Source organism: Phreatobacter aquaticus (genome assembly GCF_005160265.1).
GTDB lineage: Bacteria > Pseudomonadota > Alphaproteobacteria > Rhizobiales > Phreatobacteraceae > Phreatobacter > Phreatobacter aquaticus.
Genome location: NZ_CP039865.1, coordinates 2088796 through 2100810, shown reverse-complemented (window position 1 = coordinate 2100810; position 12015 = coordinate 2088796). Strand labels below are relative to the sequence as shown.

Annotated in this window: 15 protein-coding genes; 10 read left to right on the top strand and 5 right to left on the bottom strand. The window is 66.4% G+C overall.

Annotated elements, in window-relative coordinates; translation table 11 throughout:
- Positions 1–112 precede the first annotated feature (112 nt).
- On the top strand, positions 113–1234 hold the full coding sequence (locus tag E8L99_RS09770; protein ID WP_137099353.1) for a carboxylate-amine ligase: 1122 nt from the start codon (positions 113–115) through the stop codon (positions 1232–1234).
- A 41-nt stretch (positions 1235–1275) separates the two neighbouring features.
- Here E8L99_RS09770 and E8L99_RS09765 read toward each other — a convergent pair whose 3' ends face one another.
- Positions 1276–2034 (bottom strand): LytTR family DNA-binding domain-containing protein, encoded by a 759-nt coding sequence (locus E8L99_RS09765; protein WP_168201626.1) that lies wholly within the window; start codon positions 2032–2034, stop codon positions 1276–1278.
- A gap of 152 nt (positions 2035–2186) precedes the next feature.
- On the opposite strand from E8L99_RS09765, the gene E8L99_RS09760 reads away from it, so the two are divergent.
- Positions 2187–3179 carry an alpha/beta hydrolase gene (locus E8L99_RS09760; RefSeq protein ID WP_137099351.1) on the top strand — a complete coding sequence of 331 codons (993 nt, stop codon included), beginning with the start codon at positions 2187–2189 and terminating at the stop codon, positions 3177–3179.
- A 4-nt stretch (positions 3180–3183) separates the two neighbouring features.
- Here E8L99_RS09760 and xseA read toward each other — a convergent pair whose 3' ends face one another.
- Entirely contained in the window at positions 3184–4767 is a 1584-nt protein-coding gene (xseA, locus tag E8L99_RS09755; RefSeq protein ID WP_137099350.1) for an exodeoxyribonuclease VII large subunit, read from the bottom strand.
- A 131-nt stretch (positions 4768–4898) separates the two neighbouring features.
- On the opposite strand from xseA, the gene purD reads away from it, so the two are divergent.
- Positions 4899–6185 carry a phosphoribosylamine--glycine ligase gene (gene purD, locus E8L99_RS09750; RefSeq protein ID WP_137099349.1) on the top strand — a complete coding sequence of 429 codons (1287 nt, stop codon included), beginning with the start codon at positions 4899–4901 and terminating at the stop codon, positions 6183–6185.
- Between the two features lie 57 nt (positions 6186–6242).
- Complete coding sequence (locus E8L99_RS09745; protein ID WP_137099348.1) at positions 6243–7142, top strand: alpha/beta fold hydrolase; 900 nt, start codon at positions 6243–6245, stop codon at positions 7140–7142.
- On the opposite strand, the gene E8L99_RS09740 is transcribed toward E8L99_RS09745, so the two are convergent.
- Entirely contained in the window at positions 7139–7609 is a 471-nt protein-coding gene (locus E8L99_RS09740) for a nuclear transport factor 2 family protein (RefSeq protein WP_137099347.1), read from the bottom strand. The genes E8L99_RS09745 and E8L99_RS09740 overlap by 4 nt on opposite strands.
- Positions 7610–7711: 102 nt before the next feature.
- On the opposite strand from E8L99_RS09740, the gene E8L99_RS09735 reads away from it, so the two are divergent.
- Positions 7712–8587 (top strand): TIGR01459 family HAD-type hydrolase, encoded by an 876-nt coding sequence (locus tag E8L99_RS09735; RefSeq protein ID WP_215907067.1) that lies wholly within the window; start codon positions 7712–7714, stop codon positions 8585–8587.
- 12 nt (positions 8588–8599) lie between these two features.
- Here E8L99_RS09735 and E8L99_RS09730 read toward each other — a convergent pair whose 3' ends face one another.
- Together E8L99_RS09730 and E8L99_RS09725 are read right to left on the bottom strand one after the other, a co-directional pair.
- On the bottom strand, positions 8600–9298 hold the full coding sequence (locus tag E8L99_RS09730; protein WP_137099346.1) for a protein phosphatase CheZ: 699 nt from the start codon (positions 9296–9298) through the stop codon (positions 8600–8602).
- A 125-nt stretch (positions 9299–9423) separates the two neighbouring features.
- Positions 9424–9807, bottom strand: a complete 384-nt coding sequence (locus E8L99_RS09725) for a response regulator (protein WP_137099345.1) — start codon at positions 9805–9807, stop codon at positions 9424–9426.
- 280 nt (positions 9808–10087) lie between these two features.
- On the opposite strand from E8L99_RS09725, the gene E8L99_RS09720 reads away from it, so the two are divergent.
- The 5 genes from E8L99_RS09720 to E8L99_RS09700 all read left to right on the top strand — a co-directional run bounded on the left by E8L99_RS09720 (position 10088) and on the right by E8L99_RS09700 (position 12013).
- Positions 10088–10459 carry a DUF983 domain-containing protein gene (locus E8L99_RS09720; RefSeq protein WP_137099344.1) on the top strand — a complete coding sequence of 124 codons (372 nt, stop codon included), beginning with the start codon at positions 10088–10090 and terminating at the stop codon, positions 10457–10459.
- Positions 10460–11251, top strand: a complete 792-nt coding sequence (locus E8L99_RS09715) for an SURF1 family protein (protein ID WP_252511317.1) — start codon at positions 10460–10462, stop codon at positions 11249–11251.
- Positions 11252–11344: 93 nt separating this feature from the next.
- Entirely contained in the window at positions 11345–11530 is a 186-nt protein-coding gene (locus E8L99_RS09710; protein WP_137099343.1) for a hypothetical protein, read from the top strand.
- Positions 11531–11540: 10 nt separating this feature from the next.
- On the top strand, positions 11541–11768 hold the full coding sequence (locus E8L99_RS09705; RefSeq protein WP_252511316.1) for a hypothetical protein: 228 nt from the start codon (positions 11541–11543) through the stop codon (positions 11766–11768).
- 2 nt (positions 11769–11770) lie between these two features.
- A complete protein-coding gene (locus E8L99_RS09700) occupies positions 11771–12013 on the top strand; it encodes a hypothetical protein (RefSeq protein ID WP_137099342.1) in 243 nt (80 codons plus the stop codon).
- Positions 12014–12015 lie beyond the last annotated feature (2 nt).

The following is a 12015-nucleotide window of genomic DNA, read 5'->3' as shown; positions in this document are numbered from 1 at the left end:
CCAGCCTTGGGGGCAGTCGCGGCCCCTAGGACTGGGTTGGGTCGCGGCCTGGCGGAACACGCATCCTCGCGTTCCGTCCCAACGTTCCGTGCCCGCACAGATGGAGACAATCATGTCGGACACCTGCCGTTTTGGTATCGAGGAAGAGTTTTTTGTTGTCGACGGGGAGACGAAGGCTGTCATGCGCCGCATGCCGCAGGGCTTCTTCGAGGCGGCGAAGACCCGGCTCGGAGATCGGGTAAAGGGAGAATTGCTGCAATCGCAGATCGAGCTTTCGAGCTCGGTGCACAGCGACACGACCGCGGCGCGCAATGAGATGAAGGCGATGCGCGGCATGCTGGGCGAGGTGGCGGCGAGCCATGGCCTGTCGATCCTCGCCTCGGGCACCCACCCGACCGCCATGTGGGCGACGCAGCGCGCCAGCGAGGCCAAGCGCTATGACAGCGTGATGCACGACCTGCAGATGCTCGGCCAGCGCAACATCGTCTGCGGCATGCATGTCCATGCCGAGTTCGACGACCTGTCGAAACGCGTCGACGTCATGTCGCGGATCATGCCCTTCGTGCCGCTGATCATCGCCTTGTCGACCTCGTCGCCGTTCTGGCAGTCGCGCTCGACGGGGTTGATGGGCTACAGGCTCGCCGCCTATGACGAGTTGCCGCGCACCGGGCTCGGCGAGCAGTTCTCGACCCAGGCCGAATATGACGACTACGTCTCGCTGCTGGTGGAGGCGCGGATCATCGAGGATTCGAGCTATGTCTGGTGGGCGGTCCGGCCGTCGCGCCGTTTTCCGACGCTGGAATTACGGGCACCCGATTGCTGCACGAAGCTCGACGACACGATGGCGATCGCGGCGCTTTACCGCTCGCTGGTCCGCCATCTGATCCGCAACCCGGAGGTCAATGCCAAGCTGTCGCCGGTGACGCGGGCTATCTCGGAAGAGAACAAGTGGCGGGCCCAGCGCTATGGCGTACACGGCAGCTTCGTCGACGAGGCGCGCCGGACCACGATCACCATCAGCCAGGCACTGGCGGAGGTGATGGACATGGTTCAGGACGAAGCCGAGGCGATGGGCTGCGCCGAGGATCTCGCCCATTGCCGCACCATTGTTGCGGAAGGGTCGAGTGCGGACGGTCAGCTGACCGTCTGGAAATCGGCGCTCAGCCTTGCCGAGACACCCCATGACGCCTTGCGGGCGGTGAAGACCTGGATCGCCCAGGAAACCCTGCAGTAGCCGCTGATGGAGGGTCCGGTTCCAGGCGGGACCGGACCGCCTCAGATCAGGCGAGCCTCTGCGAGCAGGCGGCGACCGCTGCGGCTGACCGGCAGGGCGAGGCCATTGGCAAGCTTCACCTCGATCTGGCCTTCCTTGCGGGCGCTGTCGACCACTGCCTCGCGGACAACCCAGTGAGAGCGGTGGATCCTGAGCCCCGCATCCGCACCGATCGTGTCGATCGCCTGCGACAGCGGCATCAGGATGAGGGCCGCCCCCTGGTCGGTATGGACCCGCAGATAATGGTCCTCGGCCGTGAGGCCGAGGATACGTGCCCGGCGCAGCGGCAGGGGCAGCTTCTCGCGCAGCGGATCGAGCACGAGCACCGCTGACGGCGCCGCAGGAGCCTGGGGCGTAGAGAGATGGATGGCGGCGGCGGCCTGCTGGCTGCTCGCCATGCGCCAGGCCCGGATCATGCGAACGACGACGCTGATCAGCACATTGATCAGGGCCGTCTGGACACACAGCTCGGCAAAGGTCACGTGCGGCAGAACCTGCGGTGCGAACAGCCAGAGGCTGCCCAGCACGACCACGGCTCCCGGCACAGCCAGAATCAGCGCGATCGCCAGCGATGCCCAGAGCGGCGGCGGGCCACCAAAGACCAGCCGCGCCGCCAGCCAATGAGCGGCCACCGCCATCAGGCTGATGACCACCATATTGACCGTGTAATGCGCGACCCGCACCGGCAGGGTGATGCCGAGATAGGAGCCGAAGGGACCGAGCAGACCGAGCAGAACCCCGAAGCCGACAAAGGTCAGCACCGGGCTGAGCCACGTGGGTGTGGTCCGGCGATCGGAGTGTGGGGGAAGGCCGTCGGTCATTGGCGAAGAAATCGTACCGTTCGCGAAGTGGCCGGAGACTAGGGCCGGCGCCACGACTAGGCAATCGGCATCACCCCCGCCGGAGCCCTTCCATGCGTATCTTCGCCGCCATCTGTCTCACCCTCGTCGTCTGCGTCGTCGCGGCCTTTGCCGCTGTCATCACCATCTTCAGGCCGGCAACGCCACCGCCCATGCCAACCATGGAAGCCGCCGGCCAGATCATGAGCCGCTGGCAGGCCGACCAGCTGCCCTACAGCTTCCTCACCGCCCGCGACGGGACACGGCTCGGCTACAAGCTGCATCCGGGCCGTCCGGGCGGCGGCATAGCGGTGGCCATCCATGGATCGAGCGGCACCGCCTCCGGCATGACGGGGGTTGCCCGCGTGCTGGCAGATCAGGGTTTCACCGTCTATGCGATCGACATCCGGGGCCATGGCGAGAGCGGCACGCTGGGCGATATCGGCTATCGCGGCCAGCTCGAGGACGACATGGTCGACCTTCTGGCCCTGATCGAATCCCGCCATGCCGGGGAAAAGAAGGTGCTGATCGGTCATTCGCTGGGCGGCGCCTTCGCCCTGCGGATCGCCGGCGGCCCGCTTGGCAAAAAGTTCGATGCCTATGTGGCGACATCGCCGTTCCTGTCGAACGAACCTTCGGTCACGCGACCGAATTCGGGGGGCTGGGCCGATGCGGCGGTGCCCCGCATCGTTGCCCTGTCGCTGCTCAACATCATCGGCCTCTCGGCCTTCGACGGCCTGCCGGCCATTGCCTATGCCGTTCCAGCAGGGGCTCAGGGCAAGCGGGCCAGCATCTATTCCCATCGGCTGCTCGCCAATATGAGCCTGCCGCGCGACTGGCGCGCAGCCCTCGGGGGCATCGGCCAGCCGACAACCATCCTGATCGGCGCCAATGACGAGATGTTCCGCGCAGACGCCTATTCGGCGGCCATGAAGGCGGCAAACCCGCGCATCGAAGTCGAGATCCTGCCGGCCATCGACCATATGGGCACGACAGTGCAGCCGGCGGGTCTTGATCGCCTGGCGGAGATTGTCACGCGGCTCAGAGACGCGGCGCCCGCCCGCTGAGTACTCAGAAGAGGCTGCCCTGCCCTTCGCCGGGCGGCTTCTTCGCAGGCTTCGCATCGGCCTTCGCCGGTCGCGGCGGAGCCTCGCCCCTGGCCTGGGCAGCCACCCGGCCATCGGCGAACTCGATGGTCAGGGACGCCCCTGCGGCGACGGCAGAAGCCGTGCGCAAGGGTTTGCCAGCCTCATCGCGCACCAGCGCGAAGCCGCGGGCGAGCACGCCCTGATAGGACAGAGCGGAGAGAAGCTTGGAGGCTCCGTCCAGCCGGTCGGCCCGGCGGCGCAGGATGAGATCGATCGCGCGAGGCGCACGGGCGAAGAGATCGCCGAGCCGGTCGCGAGACCGGGCGATGTGGGTGGTCTGGGCCGCCGCATAGACGCCGAGCGAGCGCGACAGGCGGGCGGAGAGTGTCCGAAATCCCTGGTCCTGGATCTCGATGCGCCGGCCGGCCGCGGCACCGGCGCGCCGCGACAGCGCGACGATCTGGTCACCGGAACGGGCGATGCGGGCGGTGAGCATGCCGGGCGACAGGCGGCCAGCCGCGCGCAGGAGCTGGGCGCGATGGGCGGCGGCATTGGCGATCAGGGCATTGGGCAGCCGCTCGCCGGCATTGTCGAGCCGCTGGCGGGCCTGTTCCAGCAGGCGCTCGGCATCGGGGAGCGCGCGGGAGGCCGCGCGCGTCTGGGTGCGCCGGTCGTCCAGCAACCGCATGATGCCAGCGACCTGGCGGCGGGCGAGATCGGTCACTTCGGCGATCAGGTCGGCGCGCACGGGCACCGCCATCTCGGCGGCGGCGGTGGGCGTCGGCGCGCGGCGATCGGCGGCAAAGTCGATCAGGGTCGTGTCGGTCTCGTGGCCGACGGCGGAGATCAGCGGAATGACGCTCTCGGCCGCGGCGCGGACGACGATCTCCTCGTTGAAGCCCCAGAGATCCTCCAGACTGCCACCCCCGCGCGCGACGATCAGGACGTCGGGGCGCGGCAGGTCGCTGTCGTCGTCGATGGCGTTGAAGCCGCGGATGGCATTGGCGACTTCGGCCGCACTGCCCTCGCCCTGCACGCGCACCGGCCAGACGAGAACGGTGCGCGGAAAGCGGTCGGCCAGGCGATGCAGGATGTCGCGAATGACGGCGCCGGTCGGCGAGGTCACCACGCCGATCACCTCCGGCAGATAGGGCAAGGGCCGCTTGCGGGAGGCCTCGAACAAGCCTTCGGCGGTGAGTTTGCGGCGGCGCTCCTCGAGCAGCGCCATCAGCGCGCCGACGCCAGCAGGCTCCAGGCTTTCGATGACGACCTGATATTTCGACGAGCCGGGGAAGGTGGTGACGCGGCCCGTGGCGACGACTTCCAGGCCTTCCTGCGGCTTGAACTTCAGCCGGGCAAACGTGCCCTTCCAGATCACCGCCTCGATGGTGGCGCCTTCGTCCTTCAGGCGGAAATAGCAATGGCCCGACGAGCTCGGTCCCTTGTAGCCGGAGATCTCGCCGCGCAGCCGCACGAAGCCGAACGCATCCTCCACCGTCCGCTTGATGGCGGAGGAGAGTTCCGTGACCGTGATCTCGGCGGCATTGGTGGGGACGACATCGGTCATCGATCAAGCGAATCCGTTGCCCGGAGCGGGACTCTTGTCTAGACGCAGGGCGAGACGGATTGAAGCGCGCTTTGCATGTGGTTCGGGGTCTTTCCCCGCGCGGCAACAGCCATCCGACGCGAGGTGACCTGATGAACGTGCTCCTGATCGGCGGCGGCGGCCGCGAACATGCTCTCGCCTGGGCACTCTCGGCGAGCCCGCTGATCGGCACGCTCCATTGCGCGCCGGGCAATCCCGGCATTGCCGAACATGCCATCATCGCAAGCCTCGACGTGACCGATCACGCAGCCGTTGCGGCCTATTGCAAGGCCAACGCGATCACCTTCGTCGTTGTCGGGCCTGAGGCGCCGCTGGTGGCGGGACTGGTGGACGACCTGGCGAGCGCGGGCATCAAGGCCTTCGGCCCGACGCAGTTCTGCGCACAGGTGGAAGGGTCCAAGGGCTTCACCAAGGATCTTTGCCGCGACTTCGCCATTCCGACCGCCGCCTATGGACGCTTCACGTCCGTTGAGACTGCCCGCGCCTATGTCGAAAAGGTCGGCGCGCCGATCGTCATCAAGGCCGACGGGCTTGCCGCCGGCAAGGGCGTGGTCGTGGCGATGGATCTCAAGGAAGCGCTCGACGCCGTCGACATGATGTTCGACGGCGGGCTCGGCGAGGCGGGCTCGGAAGTGGTGGTGGAAGAGTTCATGGAGGGCGAGGAAGCTTCGTTCTTCGCACTCTGCGACGGCGAGACGGCCCTGCCGCTCGCCACCGCCCAGGACCACAAGCGCGTCGGCGACGGCGATGTCGGCCCCAATACCGGCGGCATGGGCGCCTATTCGCCGGCGCCGGTGATGACGCAGGCCCTCATCGATCGGACCATGGCCGAGATCATTCGCCCGACCATGGCGGCAATGAAGGCCAAGGGGCACCCCTACAAGGGCATCCTCTATGCCGGCCTGATGATCACGGCCCAGGGGCCGAAGCTGATCGAGTACAATTGCCGCTTCGGCGATCCGGAATGCCAGGTGCTGATGCTGCGGCTGAAGGACGATCTCCTGACCCTGTTGCAGGGTGCGGTGGACGGCCAGCTCAAGACCATGAGCGTGCGCTGGCATGACGATGCCGCCCTGACCGTGGTGATGGCCGCCAACGGCTATCCGGCTACGCCCGAGAAGGGCACGCCGATCGCAGGCCTCGACAAGGCGGGTGCCGTCGATGGCGTGCATGTGTTCCATGCGGGAACCGCGCTGAAGGACGGAACGTTGGTGGCCAATGGCGGGCGCGTGCTGAACGTTACCGCCATGGCGAAGACGGTGGCCGACGCGCAGGCCAGGGCTTACCAGGCCGTCGATCTCGTCGACTGGCCCGGTGGCTTCTGCCGCCGTGATATCGGCTGGCAGGCTGTGGCACGGGAAAAGGCGGCCAAGGCCTGACGCCTTCCATACCGGGCGCTGCCTGCTAGTCTCCGCATCGCATTGGAGCAAGCAGTCATGGCCACGTCAGATCTCTTTCCCGGCTTCCAGTCCCATTGGCTCGACACGTCGGTTGGGCAGATCTTCGCGCGCTCCGGCGGGTCCGGGCCGCCGCTTCTGCTGATCCATGGCTTTCCGCAGACCCATGTGGAATGGCACCGCATCGCGCCGGAACTGGCCAAGACGCACACGCTCATCCTGCCGGACCTGCCGGGCTATGGCTGGTCGGTGGCACCGGAGGGCGGCAGCCAGCACTACCCTTACGCCAAGCGCGACATGGCCAAGATCCTGATCGAGGTGATGGAGCAGCTCGGCCATGTCCGCTTCGCCGTCATCGGCCACGATCGCGGCGCACGCGTGTCCTACCGGATGGCGCTGGATCATCCCGGCCGGGTCGAGCGCCTGGCGCTCCTCGACATCGTGCCGACCATCACCATGTGGGAGCGCATCCGCGCCAGCCCATCGCCGAAGACCGAGCACTGGCTGTTCCTGTCCGGCCCTCAGGGCCAGCCGGAGGCGGAGATCGGCAAGGATCCGACCGCCTATCTGGAGCAGAAGCTGGCACTCTGGACCAAGGCGGGCACGCTCACCGCCTATGATCCGCGGGCGCGCCAGCATTACCGCGACTTTTTCAACGACCCGTCGCGGATCCATGCCTGTTGCGAGGACTATCGGGCCGGCGCGACCGTCGATCTTGCCGCCGATGAAGTGGACAAGGCCGCGGGCAAGACCATCGGCGTGCCGGTCCATGTCGTCTGGGGCTCGGCTGGCATTCCGTCGGAGGGCGCAAGCCCGCTCGATGCCTGGAAGCTGTTCGCGCCGAAAGCGACGGGCGTGGCCGTCGATTCCGGTCACTTCATCCCGGAGGAGAATCCGGCCGGCACGCTCGCGGCCCTGAAGCCGTTCCTCGCGGTCTAAAGCCCGATCGTCTTGCGCGCCTTGGCCGAGACCTGACCCTGCAGGAACGGCGTCCATCCGAGCAGGAGGCCCGGCAGTCCCAGGGCCTGGCGGGCCCAGGCCCAGAACGAGAAGCGGTCGACATGGTCGACGATCAGGCCGTCGCGGAATGTCAGGGTGCCGACGACCCGGTTGACCACCGGACGGCCGGTCTGACCGAACGTGTAGCCGGCGGTCCAGGCGACCCGCGCGGTTGTGTCGGTCGCCTCCATCACCTCATAGGACACGGCGAGATCGGTCGCCCGCCCCAGCAACAGGCGCCACATGAAGCGCACCTTGGCGGCATCGAGCTTGCCGAAGACCGGGTCCTCGAACTGGGCGTCATCGGCATACAGCGCGCCCATGGCCTTGGCATCGCGGGCGGCGAAGGCCTCATAGAAGGCTTCCGCCAGTTGGCGCGGCGTCTGGCCGCTGGCTGTCTCGGTCATGGCCGTTTCTCCCCGTCCCAGACTGTTTCAGTTCACGCGCCTCGGCAAGCACGCGATGGTTCGTTCTTGACCGGCCGGGCGCCCCTCCTATAGGTGCGGGCCATGACCCAGACCATAGCTGTGCCGCCGGTCCTTTCCGGTCTCTCGTCCATCGCCGACCAGTATGACGTGGTGCTCTCCGATGTCTGGGGCGTGCTGCACAACGGCATGAAGGCGCATCCGGCCGCCGCCCAGGCGCTGATGGCGATCCGCCGGCAAGGCGTGCCGGTGATCCTCATTTCCAATGCGCCGCGCCAGAGCCCGGTCGTGGTCGGCCAGCTCGACCGGTTGGGCATCCCGCGCGCGGCCTATGACGCCATCGTCACGTCTGGCGACGTGTCGCGCGACGTCATCCGCACGCGCCCCGGAGAGCCGATCCATCATGTCGGACCGAAGCGCGACCTGGTCGTGTTCGAGGGAATGAATGCCCGGCTCGTCGCTATCGAGGATGCCGCCTATGTGGTCTGCACCGGTCTGGTCGACGACCGCAACGAGACGCCCGACGACTACCAGGACCGGCTGGAGCGCATGAAGGCGCGCGACCTCTATTTCGTCTGCGGCAATCCGGACAAGGTGGTCGAGGTCGGCCACGACCTGATCTATTGCGCCGGCGCCATCGGCGACCGCTACCAGGCAATGGGCGGCAAGGTGCTCTATGCCGGCAAGCCGTTCGAGCCGGCCTATGAAACCTGCCTTGGCTATGCCGAGCGGATTACCGGCAAGCCGACCGACCGGTCGCGCGTGCTGACGATCGGCGACGCGATGCGCACCGACGTGGCGGGCGCGGCACGGATGGGTTTTGATTGCCTGTTCCTGGGCGAGGGCATCCACGCCGAACAGGTGCTCGGGCCGGACGGCATCAAGGCGGAGGGGCTGGCGGCGCTGATCGCGGAGACCGGACAGCACCCGCGCTATGCGATGCGCAATCTCAGCTGGTGAGGCCGGCGAGACCTATTTGAAGAGGGCGTCGACGTCGTCCTGCTTGCCGCTGGACTTGGCAGGCTTGGCCGGCTTGTCGAAAAGGGCGTCGACGTCGTCCTGATTGACACCTTCGCCGGACAATTGCGGCCCGTGCAGGATGTTCTTCATCTTGCGTTCTTCGCGCTTCTTCTCCTCTTCGGAGAGATAGCCATCGGCATCGGCCGCGTTGATCGCCTCGGCGAACCGGGAGACGCGGGCCTCGATGTGCTTCAGCGTATCGATCACCTTGGCGACGCGCTGGCCGGTGATGTCCTGGAACGAGCAGGCCTCGAAGATCAGCATCATCCGCTCGTCGACCATGGCCTTGTAGGCGACATGGTCGGATGCGTCGGCGGCCATCAATTCCTCGGCGGCGCCCATGATCGTGTCGGTGGCCTTCTCGGTCGCCTTGACGATGGCGTCGAGTTCCAAACCGGCAGCCGGAATGCGGCTGTGCTTCAGGTCGTTCGGCTGGAGCCGGCCAACCTCGGACTTCATGTTGGTGATGAAGGCGGCGATGTCGGACAATTCGCGATAGACCGACATGTCGATCGAGCGGAAGAAGCTCGACAAGGACTCAACCGTCACCTCTGCCAGTCCAACCACGTCGGACAGCGAGACCCCGCCATCGCCCTTGGTGCGGATGTACTGAACGATGCGGTCGAGGTGATCGGTCGAAACTTGCTTCATTGTGGCCGGTTCCTTGGGACTTCTGCGGCGGCGTCAGTCCGATAGGCGCATGAGATCGCTCCCCGGCGCCATGCGCTGGGGCTCGAACGCGTGAGCGTGAATGCGACGAAGGGCTTTTGGCCCAATCAGTCGGCGAACACGGCGTCGATCTTGGCCTTCAAGGTCTGGGCATTGAACGGCTTGACGATGTAGTTGTTCACGCCGGCCTTCTTCGCCGCGATGACGTTTTCCGTCTTCGATTCGGCGGTGACCATGATGAAGGGGGTGCGCGTCAGCGAGCCGTCGGCACGGACTTCCTTCAGGAGCTCGTAGCCGGTCATCGGCTCCATGTTCCAGTCGGAAATCACGAGGCCGTACTTCTTCTCCTTCATCTTCGCCAGGGCGGCCGAACCGTCCGAGGCATCATCGATGTCGTCGAAGCCCAGCTGCTTCAGAAGATTGCGAATGATGCGGATCATCGTGTTGTAGTCGTCGACCACGAGGATCGGCATCGAGAGATCAACAGCCATCAAACCTGCTCCAAGATCGCGGCAACCGCTTGGGTATTGCCGTTCCCGAAAAATCCGCGGATGCCTGAACTGTTCAAGCAATCCCAAGCTGGACGCTAGCCGCGAGCCTTGAAGAAGCAGTTAACGAACCACAGATCGAAGGCAGGAAATGCGTTTAAAAGGCGACGCAATCCTCGTCCCTGCGCATAGGGTTAGGGAAAGGTTGAGGCTGCTCGGCAGCCATGCGGCACTCGCACCGCAGTGTGGCGGGCGCTATGATGCGGCGGACAAGGGGACAGGCATGACCTACTACCAGCCGCAATCGCCGTTTTCGACCGGCATCCGCTGCCGCTGCCCGCGCTGCGGCGAGGGTGCGCTGTTCGACGGCTTCCTGACGCCCAAGCCGGCCTGCACAGCCTGCGGCCTCGACTATTCCTTCGCCGATGCCGGCGACGGCCCGGCGGTCTTCGTGATCCTGATCGCCGGCTTCATCATCTGCGCCATGGCGCTCTATGTCGAAGTCAAATACGAGCCGCCGTTCTGGCTCCATGCGGTGATCTGGGGCCCGACCATCCTGGTGGTCTGTCTCGGCCTGCTCAGGCCGCTCAAGGGCGTGATGATCGCCCTCCAATATGTGAACAAGGCTCAGCAGGGGCGGCTCGACAGCGAGTGAGTGAGCCATTACCTGCAGCCGATGACCGCTCTCCCTTCGCCCTATCGCTCCCTTGTCGTGCCGGCCATTGCCGCGCTTTCGGCGCTCGCCGTCCTGCTCGGCCTTGGCACCTGGCAATTGTCGAGGCTTGCCTGGAAGAATGAGCTGGTGGCCCAGGTTGCGGCGCGCACCCACGCCGCACCGGTTGCCCTGCCCTCTCCGGCTGCCTGGAGCGCCATGACGGCGGAGCGTGACGAATATCGACGGGTCTCGGTCTCGGGCACGTTCCGCAACACTGGCGAGACCTATCTCTATCATGTGGCCGGCGACAGCCGCCGCGCAGCGGACCCGGCCAAGGTCCAGGGCCAGGGCTTCCTGGTGTTCACGCCCTTCGTTCTCGCCGATGGCGCGACCGTGCTGGTCAATCGCGGCTTCGTACCGAACGATCGGCGCGATCCGGCGACGCGGGCCAGCGGCCAGATCGAAGGGCCCGTGACGATCACCGGCCTCATCCGCTTTCCAGAAGCCCGCAGCATGCTGGCGGCACCCGATGATGCGGCCCGGCGGTTGTTCTACACCCGCGATATCGGCCCGATGGCTTCGGCCGCCGGTCTCGGCACGAATGTGGTCGCGCCGTTCTCCATCGATGCGGACCCGGTCGCCCTGCCGGGCGGGCTGCCACAGGGCGGCGAAACGCGGCTGGACTTCCCCAACCGCCATTTCGAATATGCGCTGACCTGGTTCGGCCTCGCGCTGACGCTGATCGGCGTGTTCGTGGCCTTCGTGATCCAGAAGCTCAGGGCCGCCGCATAGAGCTTTACGGCGGCGTTATGCGGTTCCCGGCAATCGATATGGCGCGTTTTCGGGCATAGGCCCTAGGCATCGTGGCGACCGAAGGAGGTCACCATGGCGCTGATTTTCAACACCCCCACCTACCGCCGGCCTACCCGCCCGCACATCCGGGCCCTTGGCTTCCGGCCGCCTCGCCCGCTGCTCACCCGTGCCGTTCCGCTGATCCTCGGCGCGACAGGACTTGTGCTGGTGGTTGCAGCCAGTCTGGCGCTCCGCGTTGCCTTGTTCGTGCCGTTCTGAGGAGGCGGACATGGGACAAGCCCTTCCCTCTCCCGACCCAGCCTCGGCACGGTTCTTCGTGGTCTGCCCATCCGCAGGCGGGCTGTGGATCGCGCGCGAGAGCCAGGGCCTCGCTGAGGGCGTCTTTCGCACCCGGCAGGAAGCCGTCCGTTTCGCACTCGCCGAGGGCGGCCGCGACAATGTGGTGCGTTTCTCCGCGTCACCCGCACTGCCGTCCTATCTCACGCCCCTTCCGTGAGCATGACATCCGGCAAGGCGCGTGACGACAATGAGATGGCGCGTGCCCTGTTCGACGGATTCGTCGATGCCATCCTGCCGGTGATCCGGGACTATCTTGCTCACGGCACCCGGGATCACGCAGCGATAGCGGAGGCGTTCAACGCTCGCGGAATCCCGTGCTGGGGCCGCGAGCGATGGATTGCCACAGACATCCGCATGGTCCTGAGCCATGGCCAGACCAGACAGCAGGCCAGCACGCGCTGACG

What these genes read in the sequence shown, in the direction of transcription:
- E8L99_RS09770 (WP_137099353.1), top strand. Translation starts at nt 113, where the DNA reads ATGTCGGACACCTGCCGTTTTGGTATCGAGGAAGAGTTTTTTGTTGTC.
- E8L99_RS09760 (WP_137099351.1), top strand. Translation starts at nt 2,187, where the DNA reads ATGCGTATCTTCGCCGCCATCTGTCTCACCCTCGTCGTCTGCGTCGTC.
- xseA (WP_137099350.1), bottom strand. Translation starts at nt 4,767, where the DNA reads ATGACCGATGTCGTCCCCACCAATGCCGCCGAGATCACGGTCACGGAA.
- purD (WP_137099349.1), top strand. Translation starts at nt 4,899, where the DNA reads ATGAACGTGCTCCTGATCGGCGGCGGCGGCCGCGAACATGCTCTCGCC.
- E8L99_RS09745 (WP_137099348.1), top strand. Translation starts at nt 6,243, where the DNA reads ATGGCCACGTCAGATCTCTTTCCCGGCTTCCAGTCCCATTGGCTCGAC.
- E8L99_RS09740 (WP_137099347.1), bottom strand. Translation starts at nt 7,609, where the DNA reads ATGACCGAGACAGCCAGCGGCCAGACGCCGCGCCAACTGGCGGAAGCC.
- E8L99_RS09735 (WP_215907067.1), top strand. Translation starts at nt 7,712, where the DNA reads ATGACCCAGACCATAGCTGTGCCGCCGGTCCTTTCCGGTCTCTCGTCC.
- E8L99_RS09730 (WP_137099346.1), bottom strand. Translation starts at nt 9,298, where the DNA reads ATGAAGCAAGTTTCGACCGATCACCTCGACCGCATCGTTCAGTACATC.
- E8L99_RS09725 (WP_137099345.1), bottom strand. Translation starts at nt 9,807, where the DNA reads ATGGCTGTTGATCTCTCGATGCCGATCCTCGTGGTCGACGACTACAAC.
- E8L99_RS09720 (WP_137099344.1), top strand. Translation starts at nt 10,088, where the DNA reads ATGACCTACTACCAGCCGCAATCGCCGTTTTCGACCGGCATCCGCTGC.
- E8L99_RS09710 (WP_137099343.1), top strand. Translation starts at nt 11,345, where the DNA reads ATGGCGCTGATTTTCAACACCCCCACCTACCGCCGGCCTACCCGCCCG.
- E8L99_RS09705 (WP_252511316.1), top strand. Translation starts at nt 11,541, where the DNA reads ATGGGACAAGCCCTTCCCTCTCCCGACCCAGCCTCGGCACGGTTCTTC.
- E8L99_RS09700 (WP_137099342.1), top strand. Translation starts at nt 11,771, where the DNA reads ATGACATCCGGCAAGGCGCGTGACGACAATGAGATGGCGCGTGCCCTG.